17 protein-coding genes are annotated in these 17,222 nt (G+C 68.8%); 6 read left to right on the top strand and 11 right to left on the bottom strand.

Annotated elements, in window-relative coordinates; translation table 11 throughout:
- Positions 1–26 precede the first annotated feature (26 nt).
- The 4 genes from C693_RS0103970 to C693_RS0103950 all read right to left on the bottom strand — a co-directional run bounded on the left by C693_RS0103970 (position 27) and on the right by C693_RS0103950 (position 4,527).
- Positions 27–1,688, bottom strand: coding sequence for a M28 family metallopeptidase (locus C693_RS0103970; protein ID WP_017460958.1), 1,662 nt, complete (start codon positions 1,686–1,688; stop codon positions 27–29).
- A 76-nt stretch (positions 1,689–1,764) separates the two neighbouring features.
- Positions 1,765–2,784 (bottom strand): response regulator, encoded by a 1,020-nt coding sequence (locus C693_RS22515; RefSeq protein ID WP_017460957.1) that lies wholly within the window; start codon positions 2,782–2,784, stop codon positions 1,765–1,767.
- Entirely contained in the window at positions 2,781–4,118 is a 1,338-nt protein-coding gene (locus C693_RS0103955; protein ID WP_017460956.1) for a sensor histidine kinase, read from the bottom strand. Before C693_RS0103955 ends, C693_RS22515 begins: the two co-directional genes overlap by 4 nt.
- A 19-nt stretch (positions 4,119–4,137) precedes the next feature.
- The gene (locus C693_RS0103950; protein ID WP_017460955.1) at positions 4,138–4,527 is read right to left on the bottom strand and encodes a cytochrome c; all 390 of its coding nucleotides are present in this window, start codon (positions 4,525–4,527) and stop codon (positions 4,138–4,140) included.
- Positions 4,528–4,688: 161 nt separating this feature from the next.
- Between C693_RS0103950 and C693_RS0103945 the strand changes: the two genes are divergently transcribed.
- Positions 4,689–5,486 carry a tRNA threonylcarbamoyladenosine dehydratase gene (locus tag C693_RS0103945; protein ID WP_017460954.1) on the top strand — a complete coding sequence of 266 codons (798 nt, stop codon included), beginning with the start codon at positions 4,689–4,691 and terminating at the stop codon, positions 5,484–5,486.
- 184 nt (positions 5,487–5,670) lie between these two features.
- On the opposite strand, the gene phbB is transcribed toward C693_RS0103945, so the two are convergent.
- Together phbB and gluQRS are read right to left on the bottom strand one after the other, a co-directional pair.
- Positions 5,671–6,411 (bottom strand): acetoacetyl-CoA reductase, encoded by a 741-nt coding sequence (gene phbB / locus C693_RS0103940; protein ID WP_017460953.1) that lies wholly within the window; start codon positions 6,409–6,411, stop codon positions 5,671–5,673.
- Between the two features lie 71 nt (positions 6,412–6,482).
- On the bottom strand, positions 6,483–7,349 hold the full coding sequence (gene gluQRS / locus C693_RS21040; RefSeq protein WP_017460952.1) for a tRNA glutamyl-Q(34) synthetase GluQRS: 867 nt from the start codon (positions 7,347–7,349) through the stop codon (positions 6,483–6,485).
- Positions 7,350–7,462: 113 nt separating this feature from the next.
- Between gluQRS and htpX the strand changes: the two genes are divergently transcribed.
- Complete coding sequence (gene htpX, locus C693_RS0103930; RefSeq protein ID WP_017460951.1) at positions 7,463–8,362, top strand: protease HtpX; 900 nt, start codon at positions 7,463–7,465, stop codon at positions 8,360–8,362.
- Between the two features lie 92 nt (positions 8,363–8,454).
- The gene (htpG, locus tag C693_RS0103925) at positions 8,455–10,323 is read left to right on the top strand and encodes a molecular chaperone HtpG (protein ID WP_017460950.1); all 1,869 of its coding nucleotides are present in this window, start codon (positions 8,455–8,457) and stop codon (positions 10,321–10,323) included.
- Between the two features lie 62 nt (positions 10,324–10,385).
- On the opposite strand, the gene gloA2 is transcribed toward htpG, so the two are convergent.
- The 3 genes from gloA2 to C693_RS21035 are packed head-to-tail and all read right to left on the bottom strand — an operon-like array spanning position 10,386 to position 11,787.
- Positions 10,386–10,805, bottom strand: coding sequence for an SMU1112c/YaeR family gloxylase I-like metalloprotein (gene gloA2 / locus C693_RS0103920; protein WP_017460949.1), 420 nt, complete (start codon positions 10,803–10,805; stop codon positions 10,386–10,388).
- Positions 10,802–11,104 (bottom strand): putative quinol monooxygenase, encoded by a 303-nt coding sequence (locus C693_RS0103915; protein ID WP_017460948.1) that lies wholly within the window; start codon positions 11,102–11,104, stop codon positions 10,802–10,804. Before C693_RS0103915 ends, gloA2 begins: the two co-directional genes overlap by 4 nt.
- A complete protein-coding gene (locus C693_RS21035) occupies positions 11,101–11,787 on the bottom strand; it encodes an MOSC domain-containing protein (RefSeq protein WP_017460947.1) in 687 nt (228 codons plus the stop codon). The genes C693_RS0103915 and C693_RS21035 overlap by 4 nt, the downstream gene beginning before the upstream one ends.
- 209 nt (positions 11,788–11,996) lie before the next feature.
- Here C693_RS21035 and C693_RS0103905 point away from each other — a divergent pair, with 209 nt between their 5' ends.
- The 3 genes from C693_RS0103905 to C693_RS0103895 all read left to right on the top strand — a co-directional run bounded on the left by C693_RS0103905 (position 11,997) and on the right by C693_RS0103895 (position 16,232).
- On the top strand, positions 11,997–13,871 hold the full coding sequence (locus C693_RS0103905; protein WP_026107165.1) for a potassium transporter Kup: 1,875 nt from the start codon (positions 11,997–11,999) through the stop codon (positions 13,869–13,871).
- Positions 13,872–13,986: 115 nt separating this feature from the next.
- Entirely contained in the window at positions 13,987–15,525 is a 1,539-nt protein-coding gene (locus tag C693_RS0103900) for an ATP-binding protein (RefSeq protein WP_100243640.1), read from the top strand.
- Positions 15,522–16,232, top strand: a complete 711-nt coding sequence (locus C693_RS0103895; RefSeq protein WP_017460944.1) for a response regulator — start codon at positions 15,522–15,524, stop codon at positions 16,230–16,232. The genes C693_RS0103900 and C693_RS0103895 overlap by 4 nt, the downstream gene beginning before the upstream one ends.
- Here C693_RS0103895 and C693_RS0103890 read toward each other — a convergent pair.
- Together C693_RS0103890 and pnuC are read right to left on the bottom strand one after the other, a co-directional pair.
- Entirely contained in the window at positions 16,229–16,579 is a 351-nt protein-coding gene (locus C693_RS0103890; protein WP_017460943.1) for a hypothetical protein, read from the bottom strand. The genes C693_RS0103895 and C693_RS0103890 overlap by 4 nt on opposite strands.
- Positions 16,580–16,644: 65 nt before the next feature.
- Positions 16,645–17,220, bottom strand: a complete 576-nt coding sequence (gene pnuC / locus C693_RS0103885; protein ID WP_017460942.1) for a nicotinamide riboside transporter PnuC — start codon at positions 17,218–17,220, stop codon at positions 16,645–16,647.
- Positions 17,221–17,222: the final 2 nt, after the last annotated feature.

The following is a 17,222-nucleotide window of genomic DNA, read 5'->3' as shown; positions in this document are numbered from 1 at the left end:
TCTACGTTTGCGGTATCGCCCAGCGCCTACTTGCGCTGGTTGTCCGTCGCGTCGCGCGCGGCGCGGAACTCGGAGTCCTTGCTCCAGTCCGGCCACTGGCGGGAGTCCGCCAGGTCACGGCCCAGCGTGTAGAGCATGCCCATGTCGTGCGCCATGCCCTTGAACGACCAGTCGGCCTGCCACTCGTCCGAGGGCTGGTGGTAGTGGTCGCGGGTGTAGGCCTTGTCCGCCGCCTCGCCGGCAGCGATGCCGCCGTCCGCCCAGTCGTCGCCGGAGCCGAACGAGATCGCCGGCACGCCGCGCTTGGCGAACGAGAAGTGATCGGAGCGGAAGAAGTAGCCGGCCTCCGGGTGCGGATCCGGCGAGTAGGTTTCGCCGAACTGCCTGGCCACCTTGACCAGGTCGTCGAGCAGGCCGAGCCTGGCGGTGCCGGAGATGGTGAAGTTGCGGGTCAACCCGTGCGGGTCGAGCGCGTCCATGTTGATCACGCCCACGGTCTTGGCCAGCGGGAACACCGGGTGGCTGGCGTAGTACTCGGAGCCGAGCAGGCCCTTTTCCTCCGCGGTGACGTTGAGGAACACCACCGAGCGCTCCGGCTTCGGCGCGTGCGCGAACGCACGGCCGAGGGCGAGCAGGGCGGCGGTGCCGGTGGCGTTGTCCACCGCGCCGTTGTAGATGCGGTCGCCCTTCGCATCGGGCGCGCCGACGCCGAGGTGGTCCCAGTGGGCGCTGTAGATCACCGTCTCGTCGGGATACTTGCTGCCCTTGACCATGCCCAGGATGTTCTGCGACGTGATCACCTTGGCGTCGACGTCGAACTTCGCCGAGAAGGATTCCCCCTTGAGCGTCACCGGCTTGAAGTCGCGGGTCTGCGCCAGCTTCTTCATCGCATCGAAGTCGAGCCCGGCGTCCTTGAACATCGTCACCGCGAGGTCGCGCTGGATCCAGCCCTCGACCTTCGAGTGCGCTTCGGACGGATGCTCGCGCACGATGTCGAACTGCGCGTTGGTGTTGGAGTTCTTCACCGTGGCCCAGCCGTAGGAGGCCGGCACCGTCTCGTGGATGATCAGCAGGCCCAGCGCGCCCTGGCGGGCGATTTCCTCGTACTTGTAGGTCCAGCGACCGTAGTAGGTCATCGCCTTGCCGCCGAAGTCGCCGTGGCCGGTTTCGAAATCGGGGTCGTTGACCAGCGCCACGGCGATCTTGCCGTGCAGGTCCACACCCTTGAAGTCGTCCCAGTTCCGCTCCGGCGCCTTCACGCCGTAGCCGACGAACACCAGTGGCGCGTTGCGGATGTCCACGTGGGTGGAACCGTCCTGCGCGGCGCGCACGGCGATCTGGTCGCCCTGCGCCAGCGGCAGCTCCTTGCCGTCGAGCATCAGGTTGAACGCCGGCGTGCCGGTGATCTCGAAGCGGCCCAGCGGCACCGGCTGGGTCCAGCTGCGCTTGCCGTCCTTCATCACGCCGGCCGGCTGCAGGCCGGCGGCCTTCATCTGGCTGATCACGTAGGCGACGGTGCGCTTCTCGCCCTCGGTCGCCGGACCGCGGCCCTCGAAGGCGTCCGAGGCCAGCATCTTGACCTGTGCGGACAGGAAGTGCGGATCGAAGGTGGGGGTCTTCGGCGCGTTGGCGGCCGACGCGGCACAGGCGAACGCGGCGGCGATGGAGCAGGCAAGCAGTCGTTTCACTATCGGGAGCCCCTGGGGTGTGGAAAGCCTCCACATCCTAGCGGCAAGCCCGCCGCCAGACACTGCGCCGAAAGTCTCAGCCGCGCAGTGCGTCGTCCTGGTCGCGCAGCCAGCGCCGGTAGCTGACGATGCGGTCCAGCTCGAAGCGTTGCGCCACGTCCTCGACCAGCGCGTAGTGGTACCAGTGCTCGCCGCGGATCGTGGTGGCCGGGATCATCTGCACCGGGGCGACCGCGGGATCGTCGCTGTAGTAGCCGTCGCGACTGGCGAACCAGGGCAGGGCAGTGGCGTCGCGCAGGGCCGACAGCACTTCGATTGGCGCGCCGAGGTCGCTGGCGATCTCGTAGTGGGTGCGCAGGTCGTCGTCGGTCTGCACCAGCAGGAAGCGTCCCTCGCCGTCGGCGTCGATCAGCAGCAGCCCGGTGGGGTTCACGTGCAGATAGCATTCCACTGCGGGGAACCCGGCCAGTACGTCCCGCAGCACCGGGAGGAACACCGGGTCGCGCAGAAAGTGCACGTCGCCGAGCGCCATCGCCTCGGAGACGAAGCGGCTGGCACGCTCGAAGTAGCGCTCCTGCAGGGCGGCGATCGCCTGCTGCAGCTTTTCCATCGCACGCGGATCGTTCTTGCGGATGAAGCGGTCGATCAGCCCGGAGTTGAAGGCTTCGATCGCCGTGGCGTCGTCGGCCCGGCCGGTCAGCAGCACCTTGCCGATGTACGGATTGTCGATGCGGCTGCAGAACTCCAGCCCGTCCATTTCCGGCATTGCCTGGTCCACCACCACCACCGAGACTTCGGCGAAGCGCATCGGGTCGAACATCGTGCGCACGATCGCATCCATGTCCAGCGCCATCAGCTCGCGGCTGGGTGACGGATGCTCGTGCCAGCGGTACAGCCAGCCGCCGCCCGGCACGGCGCGGGTGTCGGCCTGGTGCAGGTCCGCCAATGCCTGCCGCGGCGAGCTGTAGCTGCGGATCCGCTGCATCGGATCGAGCATCAGCGGCACCACGCCGAGATAGGTTTCGTGGTCGTCCACCATCAACGTCGTGGTGGGAAACCGGAACGGCGTCAGGCCGTGGTCGAAAGTCAGGGTCATGCGCGGACGTTGGGATCGCGGGCCGGTAGGGAAATCAGGAATTCGGTGTATTCGCCCCAGCGGGAGCGGCAGGTGATGGTACCGCCCATCCGCTCGACCGCCTCGCGGCAGAATGCCAGGCCGATGCCCAGCCCGGCGACGCCGCCGCGGTCCTCGCTGTAGGAGTAGAAGCGATTGAAGATACGTGGCAGCACGTCCGGTGGGATGCCCGGCCCGGTGTCCCGGACGCGGATGCGTCCCCAGCGGCCCTCGTGCTCCACCCCGATCGAGATTTCCCCTTTGCCGGCACGCCCGGTGTGGTACAGGCCGTTGCGCAGCAGGTTGAAGATCACGTGGGTGAGCAGCGGCTCGCTGCCCGTCAGCACGAAGTCGTCGCCTTCGAGCAGGTGCACCCGCTCCTGCTCCACCCGCGCGGCATAGGGGTAGCGGGCGATCGCCTCCTCCAGCAGCCGGCGGATCTGCAGCGGGGTCAGCTGCTGCTGGTCGAGCGGGCGCGCGGCCATCAGCAGCATGTCGATCACGGTGTGGGCATGCGCCACCTCGTGCTCGATCGTGTCCATGCCGCGTTCCAGCGCCTCCAGGTGCGCCTCGCGCAGCTCCGCCACCGGCAGGCCGGCTTCCCTGGCCAACCGGTGGCTCACCAGCAGGTCGGGCAGGTAGCGCCGGAACGCCTGCCCGGCGATGTGCAGCGCTCCGAGCGGCGTACGCAGCTCGTGGGCGATGTTGTTGGAGGCCCGGGTCAGGGCCTGGATGCGGGTCTTGTCGGCATGCTTCTGCGACAGGCTGGCGAGCGGGCCGAGTGCCAGCGCCATCGCCAGCAGCGGCAGGTAGAGCTGCAGCCGCAGCAGCGGCATCGGGTCGTGCGGGCCGAGCACCCAGGTCAGCCACGCCAGCAGGCTGCCGGCGACGAAGATCGCGCCGAAGGCGACCACGTCGAACATCATCATGGTCAGGTACATCGACGCCAGGTGGATCAGCAGCCACGGCGTGCTGCCGCCGTTGCGCAGGAGCATGTAGCCGGCGAAGAACGGCAGCACGAAGGTGACGGCCAGATGCCAGTACGCCGGCAGCAGGGCGCGCAGGCGGCGCGGCCACCAGCGCTGCATCGCCAGCGGCAGCAGCACGATGCAGCCTGCGACGCGCAGCGGCAGGTTCTCGTAGGGCTGCGGCAGCGCGTACTTCCAGACCGGGTAGTACGCCAGCATGCACAGCGCGCCGATCAGGCCCATCGCCGCCAGGCTGGGCTGGCTGGGCCGGGTGTGTTCGAACAGCGTGTCGTCGAGCCGCGTCAGCCCATCGCGCAGGCGGATCCACAGGCGGGGCGGGTTCGACATGGCGCAGGTTCCGGAGTCGTCAGCGGAACCGCTTGTGGCAGTCGTCGCAGGCGTTGTCGACCGGCTGCAGCGCGGTGGCCAGCGCCGCGCAGGTACCCGGCGCCGCCGCGACCGCGTCGCGCAGCGCACCCTGCAGTTTGTCGGACGATTTCATGAAGGGATCCTCGGCGCCCTTGAACGCGCCCGGGATGTCCAGCGCCGCGGACTGCAGCCGTTCCAGGTTCGAGTGGACCGCGGTCGCATCGCATTGCTGAGCCTTGACCGAGTGTTCGAGCTGGCTCATGTGATAAGCCATCACCGTCATGACGGCCTTGGGCAGCGGGGTGCGCTGGTGCAGTGCGCTGATCGCGAAAGCGGTACCGAGGATACCGATGGCCAGGCCGAGCGCGATGAGTAGGGCAGACCGCATGTGTCCGGATTCCTGTCGGTTTGGGGTGCGGGGAGCATAGCCGAGGCGGACGCGCCTGCCATCAGCGTTGCGGCCTGTCGCCGCTACAATGCACCGGTTGTCCTGTCGGAGTTGTCTTGCATGCGGTCTTTCCACGGCCCGGTCCGGGCAGGTGTCGCGCAATGAGCAGCGCGGCCGAAACGGCGTTGCGCGAGCGGTTCGCAGGTGTCGAACGCCTGTACGGGGTGGGCAGCCTGTCGCGGCTGGCCGGCAAGCATGTAGCCGTGGTCGGCATCGGCGGCGTCGGCTCCTGGGCGGCCGAGGCGCTGGCCCGCAGCGCGGTGGGGCGGTTGACCCTGATCGATGCCGACGAGGTCTGCGTCTCCAATACCAATCGCCAGTTGCACGCGCTGGACGGGGAGTACGGTCGTCCCAAGGTCGGCGTGATGGCCAGTCGGCTCCATGCGATCAATCCGGCGCTGCGGCTGGAGGCGATCGAGCGCTTCCTCACGCCGTCAACCCTGGATGACCTGCTCGATCGCGGCTACGACGTGGTACTCGATGCCTGCGATGCGTTCCGGGTGAAGCTGGAAGCGATTGCCTGGTGCCGTCGGCGCAAGCTGCCGATGGTCACCGTCGGCTCGGCCGGCGGTCGCACCGACCCCACCCAGATCCGCGTGCGCGACCTGTCGCGCACGGAGCACGACGCGATGTTCAGCCTGATCCGGAAGAAGCTCCGCCAGGATTTCGGCTTTCCGCGCAACCCCGATCGCTACTTCGGCATCTCGGCGGTCTATTCGCTGCAGAACGTGCAGTACCCGCAGCCGGACGGCACGGTCTGCGGAACCCGGCCGCCGGGCGGCGACACCTTGAACCTGGCCTGCGGTGGCGGCCTGGGCGCGGCGACCCACGTGACGGGGGCGTTCGCCTTTGCGGCGGTGGGTAAGGTGATGGAGAAACTGCTGAAGGGCGAGGAGTGAAAGAACAGGAGTGAGTGAAGAGGAGTGAGAGGTGAGAGAAGGCAGGGTGCGGTGCGTCCTGACTTCTGGACCGTTCCTCACCCGGCGGATGGTTGGCAATCACAGGCGAGGCTGGCGCAGCGCACGTTTGTGCTTTTGCTCTTCTCTCACCTCTCACTCCTCCCCACTCACTCCTCACTCCCGATCACCAGCCCATGTAGTGGCCGCCGTTGATCGCCAGGTTGGCGCCGGTGATCCAGCTGGCCTGGTCGGTGGTGAAGAAGGCTACCGCGTGGGCGATCTCCTCGGGCTTGCCGAGGCGTCCGACCGGGATCTGCGCCACGATCTTCTCGCGTACTTCCTCAGGCACGGCCATGACCATGTCGGTGCCCACGTAGCCGGGCGAGACGGTATTGACGGTAATCCCGAACTTGGCGTTTTCCTGCGCCAGCGAAATGGTGAAGCCGTGCATGCCGGCCTTGGCGGCGGCGTAGTTGGCCTGGCCGTACTGGCCCTTCTGGCCGTTGATCGAGCTGATCTGCACGATGCGGCCCCACTTGCGCGCGCGCATGCCCTCGATCACCGGTCGGGTGACGTTGAAGCACGCGTTGAGGTTGGTGTTCACCACGTCGATCCACTGCTGGTAACTCATCTTGTGGAAGGTGGAGTCGCGGGTGATGCCGGCGTTGTTGACGAGGATGTCGACCGGGCCGAGCTTGTCCTCGATGGTCTTGATCATGTCCACACACGAGCCGGGCTCGGACACGTCACCAGGCACCATCAGCACGTCGATGCCCTCGTCGGCCATGGCCTTTCGCCAGCGCTCGCCTTTTTCCGCATCCCGGAAGTTCGAGGCCACCCGATGCCCCTGTCCAGCGAGGTAACGGATGATGGCGGTGCCGATGCCGCCGGTGCCGCCGGTGACGAGCGCAGTGCGTTGGGTCATGTGCTTGGATCTCCTTGCGAGGGTGGCTGGGGGCCGGGACCGCGATGCGGGCATCTGTTCTTTATAACGGTTCAGCCGTCCGGATGGCTGCTGCGACGCGCCAAGTCGTTTCGATTGAAACATCCTGATGTTGCAGCGAGCAGTTCGGCCGGGGTGGCGGCCGGTTGGTCGTGCGGCAATCCGAGGAAGGCCAGGGCACGGCGCAACGCGGGCATCGGCTCGGCCGGGTCGAGTGCGCCGGCACCGGCGGACTTGGAAAGCTTGCGGCCCTGCGCATCGCGGGCCAGCGGCAGGTGAAGGTAGGCCGGCGTGGGCAGGCCGAGCAGGCGTTGCAGGTAGATCTGCCGCGGCGTGGAGTCGAGCAGGTCGGTGCCGCGCACGACCTCGGTGATGCCCTGGAAAGCGTCGTCCACCACGCAAGCCAACTGGTAGGCGTAATAGCCCTCCACGCGCCGGATCACGAAATCGCCGGCGGTCTCGCGCAAGTTCTGCCGCTGCGTCCCCTGCAGGCCGTCAGTGAATGCGATGTCCTCGTCCGGGGCGCGCAGGCGCCAGGCCGGCGGCCGGTCGTCGGAGGGCGGAGCCACGCAGAGGCCGTCCCGATGGAGCCCGCCCCGGGCGGCGAGGTCCGTCCGGCTGCACCAGCAGGGGAACACGTGCCCCTCCGCGCGCAGCTTCTCGAAGGCCGCGTCATAGGCGGCCCGGCGAGCCGACTGGTACAGCACCGGGCCGTCAGCCACCAGGCCGAAGGCGGGCAGGGTGGCCAGGATGTCGCGGGCCGCACCGGGAACCTCGCGCGGGGGGTCGATGTCCTCCATCCGCACCAGCCACTGGCCGCCGGCCTGGCGGGCGCACAGCCAACTGCCGACCGCGGCCACCAGCGACCCGAAATGCAGTGGTCCGGTGGGCGAGGGGGCGAAGCGTCCGCGGTAGGTCATCGAGGCATTCTAAGCGGGGTCGCTCGCCTTGAAACCAGCCGGTTTCGCCCCGAATAGCGGAAGGCGGCTCCGGTCGCGTGCCCAACCTTTTCATGACTGCCAGAGAGACAGCCATGCGTCGCATCGCCCTTTTCCTCGCCACCAACATCGCCGTCCTGTTCCTGCTCAGCATCGTCTGCCATCTGCTGGGGGTCGACCAGTGGGCGGCCGCCCGCGGCTACGGCGGAATGACCGGGCTGCTGGTTTTCGCCGCCGTGTTCGGCATGGGTGGCGCCTTCATCTCGCTGCTGATGTCCAAGTGGATGGCGAAGATGTCCACCGGCGCCCGGGTGATCGAGCAGCCGGCCAACGATACCGAGCGCTGGCTGGTCGACACCGTCCGCCAGCATGCCCAGCGGGCCGGTATCGGCATGCCCGAGGTGGCGATCTACGACGCCCCGGAGATGAACGCCTTCGCCACCGGCGCCAGCCGCAACCACGCACTGGTGGCGGTGAGCAGCGGTCTGCTGCAGCAGATGGACCGCGACCAGGTCCGCGCCGTGCTCGGCCACGAGATCGGCCACGTCGCCAACGGCGACATGGTCACCCTGACCCTGATCCAGGGCGTGCTCAATACGCTGGTGATCGTCGCCTCGCGCATCGTCGGCCGGGTGGTCGACAGCTGGCTGTCGGGCGGGCGCGACAGCCGCGACAGCGGTGGCGGGATCGGCTATTTCGTCTCGGTGATGGTGCTGCAGGTGGTGTTCGGCCTGTTCGCCTCGATGATCGTGGCGGCGTTCTCGCGCTGGCGCGAATACCGCGCCGACGCCGCGGGGGCCAACCTGGCCGGCCGCGGTGCGATGATCTCCGCGCTGCAGCGGCTGCAAGTCAATCACGGCGAGAACACTTTGCCGAAGACCATTGCCGCCTTCGGCATCTCCGGCCCGCTGGCGGCCGGTCTGCAGCGCCTGTTCATGAGCCACCCGCCGCTGAACGAGCGTATCGCCGCGCTGCAGAACGCAACCGCCCGCTGAGTGGCCGGAGCCGGTCCGGCGATCCGCCCTCGCTGGCGAACCGGCCCCGGGCTTTTTTCTTCCAGCAACCGCAACACACGGAAATTCCACGCATGAACGCACCTGCCGAAACCCGCAAGTTCGAAGCCGAAGTCGCCCAGGTCCTGCACCTGGTGACCCACTCGCTCTACTCGCACAAGGAGATCTTCCTGCGCGAGCTGATCTCCAACGCCTCCGATGCCTGCGACAAGCTGCGCTTCGAGTCGATCGCCAAGCCTGAGCTGCTGGCCGGCGACGGCGAACTGCACATCGACGTGAGCTGGGACGAGGCGGCGCGCACCGTCACCGTGCGCGACAACGGCATCGGTATGACCCGCGACGAGGTGGTCGCCAACATCGGCACCATCGCCAGCTCCGGCACCAGGCGCTTCCTCGAGGCGATGAGCGGCGAGCAGAAGGCCGACGCGCGCCTGATCGGCCAGTTCGGCGTGGGCTTCTATTCCGCCTTCGTGGTGGCCGACAAGGTCACCGTGGTGACCCGCCGCGCCGACGCGCCTGCGGGCGAGGGCGTGAAGTGGGAAAGCGACGGCAAGGGCGAGTATTCGCTCGAGCCGGTCGAGCTTGCGGAGCGCGGTACCGCGGTGACGCTGCACCTGAAGGCCGACGAGGACGAGTTCCTCAAGGGCTGGCAGCTGAAGTCGCTGATCCGCAAGTACTCCGACCACGTCGCCTTCCCGATCCGCATGCCGGTGGAGAAGGACGGCAAGCCCACCGACGAGTTCGAGAGCACCAACGCGGCCTCCGCGCTGTGGACCAAGCCCAAGAGCGAGATTTCCGACGAGGACTACATCGGCTTCTACAAGTCGCTGGGCCACGACTTCAACGATCCGCTCGCCTGGTCGCACAACCGCGTCGAGGGCAGCCAGAGCTTCACCACCCTGCTGTACCTGCCGTCGCAGCCGCCGTTCGACCTGATGATGGGCGGGCGCGACGAGCGCAAGGGTCTGAAGCTCTACATCAAGCGCGTCTTCATCATGGACGCCGCCGAGGAGCTGCTGCCGAACTACCTGCGTTTCGTGCGGGGAGTGGTGGATGCCGACGACCTGCCACTGAACGTCAGCCGCGAGATCCTGCAGCAGAACCGCAACCTGGAGCGGATCAAGTCGGCCTGCGTGAAGCGTGTGCTCGACCTGATCGAGAAGCTGGCCCGGGACGAGCCGGAAAAGTTCGCCACCTTCTACAAGGCCTTCGGCAACACGCTGAAGGAAGGCATCGCCGAGGATGGCGCCAACCGCGAGCGCATCGCCAAGCTGCTGCGCTTCGCCAGCACCAAGGGCGAGGGCAGCGCGCAGACGGTGTCGCTGGACGAATACGTCGGCCGCATGGCGGTGGGCCAGGACACCATCTGGTACATCACCGCCGACGGCTACGCCGCCGCCGCGGGCAGCCCGCAGCTGGAGGCGTTCCGGGCCAAGGACATCGAGGTGCTGCTGATGTCCGACCGCATCGACGAGTGGATGGTCGGCAGCCTCCCCGAGTACGCCGGCAAGAAGCTCAAGAACGTGGCCAAGGGCGAGCTGCCGCTGGATGAGGCGGACAAGCAGAAGCAGGAAGAAGCCACCAGGGCGGCCGAGCCGCTGCTGAAGAAGCTGAAGGATCTGCTCGGCGACCGCGTGGGCGAGGTGAAGGTCTCCGCGCGCCTCACCGACAGCCCGTCCTGCCTGGCGCTGTCCGACTACGAGATGGCGCCGCACCTGGCGCGCCTGCTGCGCGAGGCCGGCCACGAGCTGCCGGATGCCAAGCCGACGCTGGAGGTGAACCCGGCGCACGCGCTGGTGCAGCGCGTCGAGGCCGAGGGTGACGAGGGCAGGGCGAAGGACCTGGCCCTGCTGCTGCTGGAGCAGGCCGAGATCGCCGCCGGTGCCCAGTTGCCGGATCCGGCCGCCTTCGTGCAGCGCATGAACCGCGTGCTGCTCGGCTGATCGGGCGCTTCGCGCCGAAACGGGAAGCCCGCCGGATGGCGGGCTTTCTTTTGGCCGGTTCCTCAGGCGCCGCCGGTCTCGTACAGCTCCAGCGGCAGGCCGTCCGGGTCGGCGAAGAACAGGAAGCGACGACCGGTGTACTCGTCCACGCGGATCGCCTCGGTGGCGACCCCGGCCGCCGCGAGGTACGCCTGCCAGGCCGCCACGTCGTCCACCGCGAAGGCCAGGTGGCGCAGGCCGCAGGCCTCGGGCCGGCTCGGCCGCGACGGCGGGTCGGGGAAGGAAAACAGCTCCAGCCGGGTGCCGTCGGGCAGGGCCAGGTCCAGCTTCCAGCTGTCGCGTGCGTCGCGGTAGTGCTCGTCCAGCACGGTGCAGCCGAGCAGGTCGGTGTAGAAGCGCTTCGAGCGTGCGTAGTCCGAGCCGATCAGCGCGACATGGTGGGTGCCGCGCAGGGCCGGCCGCGCGGAGGTGCTATCGCTCATGCGCCGGCCACGTCGAGCGGCTCGAGCACGTGGACCTCGGGCGGCGCCGCCAGCCAGTCCACCACGGTCGCGCGGTAGCTGCGGTAGTGCGCGCTGTCGCGGTGCGCCTGCAGGGCGGCTTCGTCGTCGTAGGCCTCCACGATGTGGAACACCGGCGAGCCGTCGGCGGCGGCGAACAGGTCGTACCGCCGGTTGCCCGGCTCGGCGCGGCTGCCGGCGACCAGCGGGCCGAGGGCGCGGGCGACATCGTCGCGGTGTTCGGGGCGGGCGGTCAGGCGCGCGATCACATGGATGCTCACGGTGCTTCTCCGTTGCCGGGGGACAGGCCGTCGGCATGGCGACGCGCCAGCCGCCGTTCAATCGAGCTATGCCACTCGGCGGACAGCTCCGGCACGGTCAGCGCGCGGGCCAGCAGCGCCTGCGCGGCTGGTTCGTTCGGATGGAGGTAGGCGTGGAACACCGGGCCGATGGCAATCCGGTCGTGACCGCGGGCCACCCGCTGTACCCGGTCGCCGGCCTCGATGCTGCCTGGCTCCAGCACGCGCAGGTACGCCCCGCAACGCAGCGAGTCGGCGAAGCGCTTCGGCATGTCCGCGTCCCCGAATCGCAGGCCGAGCTTGAAGCAGGGGACGCGCGGCTGGGTCACCACGAACCGGGCCGAGCCGATGGCGAGCTGGTCGCCGAGGCAAAGCTCGTTTTCGTCGAGCCCGGCGATGGTGAGGTTCTCGCCGAAATGTCCCGGCACGAGGTCGTCGCGCCCCAGCTGTTGCCGCCACCACGCGTAGTGGTCGAGCGAATACGCGTACACGGCTTTGTCGGGGCCGCCATGGTGCACCCGGTCGGCCTGGCCATCGCCTTCCAGTTGTTCGGTCAGCACACGTACCGGGCCGTTTACCGCCGTCTTGAAGATGCCTGTGGAAACCGTGCGGTCACCGTGGGGTACGTCGCGGGGAAGGGCAACGCTCACGGTTTTCAGCTGCATGGGGTCGCCTCCGGCAAAAGGGTCTGGCATGACACGTCAGGATGCCGCAATGCGGCAATTTTTACGCGGATTTTATGCCGACGGCCGAATCCGCTATCCCCCCGTTATGCCTGCCTGACGACAATACGCGGTGCGCCACGCAAGGCGATGCCGGGTGGCGTCGTCGTGGCTTTGGGGTGCCGGTCCGGCTGCCTCCGGGAGTTTTCGCAATGCAAGCTGTTTCGTCTCGGCGCATGGCCGCGCTGGCCCTGGGCGCCGTGGGTGTGGTTTACGGTGACATCGGCACCAGCCCGCTGTACACGCTCAAGGAGGTGTTCGGCCCGCATGGCGTGCCGGCCTCGCACGACAACGTGCTCGGCGCCCTGAGCCTGGTGTTCTGGGCGTTGATCATCGTGGTGTCGGTGAAGTACCTGCTGTTCATCATGCGCGCCGACAACAAGGGCGAGGGCGGCATCATGGCGCTGATGGCGCTGGCCCAGCGCTGCACGCGGGACCGTCCGCAGCTGCGCTGGGGCGTAGTGCTGCTGGGCCTGTTCGGCGCCGCACTGTTCTACGGCGACGGCGTGATCACCCCGGCGATCTCGGTGCTGTCGGCGGTGGAGGGCCTGAAGGTCGCCACACCGGCGCTGGAGCGCTACGTGGTGCCGGTGACGGTAGGCGTGATCGTCGAGCTGGCGTGGCTGCAGAAGCACGGCACGGCGCGCATCGGCGCGGTGTTCGGGCCGGTCTGCGCGGTGTGGTTCGTTTGCATCGCCGCGCTGGGGGTGCTCGGCATCGCGCGGCACCCGGCGGTGCTGTACGCCCTGTTGCCGACCTACGCCATCGAGTTCTTCACCCACAACCATGCCGAGGCGTTCTTCGCCCTGGGCGCGGTGGTGCTGGCGGTCACCGGTACCGAGGCGCTGTATGCGGACATGGGGCATTTCGGCAGGGGGCCGATCCGGCTGGCCTGGTTCAGCTTCGTGCTGCCGGCGCTGCTGCTGAACTATTTCGGCCAGGGCGCGCTGGTGCTGATGGACCCGGCCACGGTGGCCAACCCGTTCTATCACCTGGTGCCGCGGGCACTGCTGTACCCGATGATCGGACTGGCCACGGCGGCCACGGTGATCGCCTCGCAGGCGGTGATTTCCGGCGCGTTCTCGATGACCCGCGAGGCGATGCAGCTCGGTTACGTGCCGCGCATGCAGGTGGTGCACACCTCGCAGGAGATGTCCGGCCAGGTCTACGTGCCGTGGATCAACCGCGCGCTGCTGGTGCTGATCGTGCTGGCGGTCGTCGGCTTCCGCTCCTCGGACAACCTGGGCTCGGCCTATGGCATCGCGGTGACCGGCACGATGGTGATCACCACGCTGCTGGCGCTCACCGTGGCGCGCATCCAGTGGCGCTGGAGCTGGGCGGCGGTGATCGCCACCGGCGCCGGTCTGCTGGTGGTGGACCTGGGCTTCTTCAGTGCCAACATCATCAAGATCGAGTCCGGCGGCTGGTTCCCGCTGGCGCTGGGGCTGGTGGTGTTCCTGCTGATGACCACCTGGCGCCGCGGCCGCGAGCTGGTGGTGCGCGAGATCCAGCAGGGTGGCCTGGCGCTGGCGCCGTTCATCGTGAACATGAGCGAGCATCCGCCGGTGCGCGTTGCCGGTACGGCGGTGTTCCTCACCGGCAACGGCAATGCCGTGCCGCACGCGCTGCTGCACAACCTCAAGCACAACAAGGTGCTGCACGAGCGCAACGTGATGCTGACGGTGGAGACGCTGGATGAGCCGGTGGCCGACGAGGATCAGCGCATCGAGTGGACGCCGCTGGAAGGCGGCTTCGCCCGGCTGCGCCTGCGCTTCGGTTTCGCCGAGGACCCGGACGTGCCGGTGCGGCTGGCCGAATGCGCCCGCAGTGGCATCCACTTCGACATGATGGACACCACGTTCTTCGTCTCGCGCGAGAGCATCGTGGCCGGCAGTCGGCGACCTGGCATGGCGCTTTGGCGGGAAAAGCTGTTCGTGCTGCTCGCACGCAACGCGATGCCGGCCACGGCGTTCTTCCGCATCCCCGGCAACCGGCTGATCGAGCTCGGGGCGCAGGTGGAGATCTAATCGCTTGGCCGCGGATACCGCCGGCGGCCGCGGGGTGGCGGGAGGCTGGGCGCATCCCCTCGCCGCCGGGCTGGGCGATGCACTAACGTGGGCCGGCAGCCTCGGATCGGACCGCATGATCGACGTTTCCCGCCCGCAGCCGTCGCCGGCCTCACGCCGGCTCGGCGACTACCTGTTCGCTACCGCGGTCGCGGTGCTGGGTTTCGCGCTGGCCTTCGTGGCGCAGCGCTATCTGTCGGTGGCGAACCTGGCGCTGGTGTTCCTCACCGCGGTGCTGGTGGTGGCGGTGCGCACACGCATGACCGTGGCGGTCTACACCGCGCTGCTGTGCTTCGTCGGCTACAACTTCTTCTTCACCGAGCCGCGCTACACGCTGGCGATCGAGCGGCCGGACGACGTGCTGGCGGTGGGGCTGTTCCTGGCGGTCGCGCTGGTCTGCAGCCGGCTGGCGACGCGGTTGTCGACCCAGGTGGAGGGGCTGCGCGAGGCGCAGTGGCGCGCCCGCGCCCTGCTCGACCTGGGCAAGCGGCTGGCCGGTTGCGGCGGGCTGCAGGCGGTGCGCGACACCGCGGTGGTGGCGCTGGCGCGCACGCTCTCCGGCGGCGTCATGCTGTTCGCGCCGGATCCGCGCGGGGCGCTGGCGGTGGTCGCTGCCTCGTCGGACACGCCGGAGCTCGGGCCGGACGAACTGGCCGCCGCCAGCTGGGTCGCTGCCCACGCGCGTCCCGCCGGTCGCCACGAGGCGAACTTCGCCGGGATCGGCTGCTGGCTGCTGCCGGTCGATCCGCTGGCGCCGGCCGCGGGACTGGTGGCGCTGTCGCTGATAGACGAGGACGAGGGGCCGGACCTGCCGCGCCGCGAGCTGGCCCTGGCGATGCTTGCCGACATCGCGCGCGTGCTCGAGCGCGCCAGGCTGGCCGAGGCGCTGGAGCAGGCGCGCGTGCAGGGCGAGACCGAGCGTCTGCGCAACGCGCTGCTGTCCTCCGTCTCGCACGACCTGCGTTCGCCGCTGGCGGCGATGATCGGCGCGGCCGGAACCCTGGCCAGCTACGACGCCCAGTTGGCGCCGCAAGAGCGTGGCGAGTTGCTGCAGTCGATCCTCGGCGAGGGCCAGCGGCTGGACCGCTACATCCAGAACCTGCTCGACATGACCCGGCTCGGCCACGGCACGCTGAAGTTGCAGCGCGACTGGGTCGATGCCGCCGAGATCGTGCTGGCGGCGATCGGCCGGCTGCGTCGCTATTACCCGGAGCAGGCGGTCGAGACGCATCTTCCCGAAGCGACTGTGTTGCTCTACGTGCACCCGGCACTGATCGAGCAGGCGTTGTTCAACGTGCTGGAAAACGCCGCGCATTTCTCGCCGCCCGGTGCACCGGTGACAGTGGACCTGGCCGTGGATGGCGATCGGCTGGCGATCCGCGTGGCCGATCGGGGGCCCGGCATTCCCGAAGCCGAGCGCGCGCGCATCTTCGACATGTTCTATTCCGTCTCGCGTGGCGACCGGGGCCACAAGGGCACCGGCCTCGGGTTGTCGATCTGCCGTGGCATGGTCGGTGCGCACGGCGGCTCGGTAGAGGCACTGCCCGCCGAAGGTGGCGGCACCGTGATCCGCATCGTTCTGCCGCTGCCGCCTGCCCCGGAGCCCGGCCCATGACTTCGACCGCACCACGCGTGCTCGTGATCGACGACGAGGCGCAGATCCGCCGTTTCCTCGACATCGGCCTGCGCGCCGAGGGCTACCAGGTGCTGCAGGCGGCCACTGCCGAGGAGGGGCTTGCGCTGGCGGCCACGCAGTCACCGGACCTGGTGATCCTGGACATCGGCCTGCCGGACCGCGAGGGGCACGAGGTGCTTGCCGAGCTGCGCCAATGGAGCCAGGTGCCGGTGCTGATGCTGTCGGTGCGCGACAGCGAGGCGCAGAAGGTGCGTGCGCTGGACAACGGCGCCAACGATTACGTCACCAAGCCCTTCGGGATCCAGGAACTGATGGCGCGGCTGCGCGTGCTGTTGCGCAGCCGGGTGGCCGTGACGGCTGCGCCGGACGCCGCACCACGCTACGACGATGGCCTTCTGGTGGTCGATCAGCTGAGGCGCGAGGTGGCATTGGATGGCGAGCCGGTGGCTCTGACCCGCAAGGAATACGCCGTGCTGGCGATGCTGCTGCGCCATGCCGGCCGGGTGGTCAGCCAGCAACAGCTGCTGCGCGAGGTCTGGGGCGCCACCCATGTGCAGGACACCCACTACCTGCGCATCGTGATCGGGCGTCTGCGCCAGAAGCTCGGCGACGATCCTGCCGAGCCGCGCTGGCTCAAGACCGAGCCTGGAGTGGGTTACCGCTTCCTGGCCGGGGACGAGGCCTAGTCTCCGGTATCGTCCATCCGTTTGCGGCGGCGGCGCGGCTGCGGTTGGGCCAGCAGGGCCTGCAGGTAGGCGATGCCTTCCTCTTCCGGGAAGAACGCCACCACGTCGCCGACACCCAGATTGTATTTCGCGCGCAGGGCGAGGAATTCCTCGCGGGCCCGGGCCATCCGCTCGGCCTCGGCGGCCTTGGTGCTGGGGCGGCCGCGACCGCGCTTGGCCGGGGCGGGTGACGGTGTCGGGGCCGCTGGCGCGGCCGGTGCCGGTTCGGGTGTCGCCTTTTCCCTGGCCTGGTCCAGTGCGGCCAGTTCGGCCTGGAACTGTCGGAAGTCGTAGTTGCTTGAAGCCATGTCCAACGGAAAAGGAGTAGCGGCGGGAGGCACCATCTTCGCACGCCCGGGGCGCGGGCGCCGGTTCAGGCTGCGACGACCGGTGCCTCGCCACGCGCCTGCCGCCACTCGCGCAGCCCCAGGATGGCGAGCACCACGAAGCCGGCGTACAGCACCGAGGTGATCAGCAGGTCCTTGTAGACGTACTCGCCCACGTAGATCACGTCGACCAGAATCCACAGCCACCAGGCGGCCAGGTGGCGCCGCCCCTGCCACCACTGTGCGACCAGGCTGAAGCTGGTCAGCGCCGCGTCCAGCCAGGGCAGGGCGGCGTCGGTCCAGCGGTGCATGGCGAAACCCAGTGCCAGCGCGCCGATCACGCCGAGCGCGACGTTGCCGGCCGCCTCGGTAAACCGCAGGGGAGCCACCTGTACCCGGCCGTCATCGTCGAGGTTGCGCCGCCAGCGCTGCCAGCCGTAGACGATCAGGCCGGCGAACGCCAGCTGCAGCAGGGCATCGGAGTAGAGCCTGGCGTCGACGAAGATGCCGCCGTAGACCAGCACCGAGGCCAGCCCGACCGGCCAGCACAGCTGCCGCCGGCGCGCGGTCAGCCACACCGCCCAGGCGCTGATCACCGCTCCGGTCAGTTCGATCCAGGACACGG

This window comes from Dyella ginsengisoli LA-4, assembly GCF_000334915.1.
GTDB classification, from domain to species: Bacteria; Pseudomonadota; Gammaproteobacteria; order Xanthomonadales; family Rhodanobacteraceae; genus Dyella_A; species Dyella_A ginsengisoli_A.
This window is presented reverse-complemented; position numbering and strand designations above follow the sequence as displayed.

Excerpts from the sequence above, each read along its gene's own strand:
- htpX (WP_017460951.1), top strand. The coding sequence starts at position 7,463 with ATGCGTCGCATCGCCCTTTTCCTCGCCACCAACATCGCCGTCCTGTTC.
- gloA2 (WP_017460949.1), bottom strand. The coding sequence starts at position 10,805 with ATGAGCGATAGCACCTCCGCGCGGCCGGCCCTGCGCGGCACCCACCAT.
- C693_RS0103955 (WP_017460956.1), bottom strand. The coding sequence starts at position 4,118 with ATGTCGAACCCGCCCCGCCTGTGGATCCGCCTGCGCGATGGGCTGACG.
- C693_RS0103900 (WP_100243640.1), top strand. The coding sequence starts at position 13,987 with ATGATCGACGTTTCCCGCCCGCAGCCGTCGCCGGCCTCACGCCGGCTC.
- C693_RS0103950 (WP_017460955.1), bottom strand. The coding sequence starts at position 4,527 with ATGCGGTCTGCCCTACTCATCGCGCTCGGCCTGGCCATCGGTATCCTC.
- htpG (WP_017460950.1), top strand. The coding sequence starts at position 8,455 with ATGAACGCACCTGCCGAAACCCGCAAGTTCGAAGCCGAAGTCGCCCAG.
- C693_RS0103945 (WP_017460954.1), top strand. The coding sequence starts at position 4,689 with ATGAGCAGCGCGGCCGAAACGGCGTTGCGCGAGCGGTTCGCAGGTGTC.
- C693_RS0103895 (WP_017460944.1), top strand. The coding sequence starts at position 15,522 with ATGACTTCGACCGCACCACGCGTGCTCGTGATCGACGACGAGGCGCAG.
- C693_RS21035 (WP_017460947.1), bottom strand. The coding sequence starts at position 11,787 with ATGCAGCTGAAAACCGTGAGCGTTGCCCTTCCCCGCGACGTACCCCAC.
- C693_RS0103890 (WP_017460943.1), bottom strand. The coding sequence starts at position 16,579 with ATGGCTTCAAGCAACTACGACTTCCGACAGTTCCAGGCCGAACTGGCC.
- gluQRS (WP_017460952.1), bottom strand. The coding sequence starts at position 7,349 with ATGACCTACCGCGGACGCTTCGCCCCCTCGCCCACCGGACCACTGCAT.
- C693_RS0103905 (WP_026107165.1), top strand. The coding sequence starts at position 11,997 with ATGCAAGCTGTTTCGTCTCGGCGCATGGCCGCGCTGGCCCTGGGCGCC.
- phbB (WP_017460953.1), bottom strand. The coding sequence starts at position 6,411 with ATGACCCAACGCACTGCGCTCGTCACCGGCGGCACCGGCGGCATCGGC.
- C693_RS22515 (WP_017460957.1), bottom strand. The coding sequence starts at position 2,784 with ATGACCCTGACTTTCGACCACGGCCTGACGCCGTTCCGGTTTCCCACC.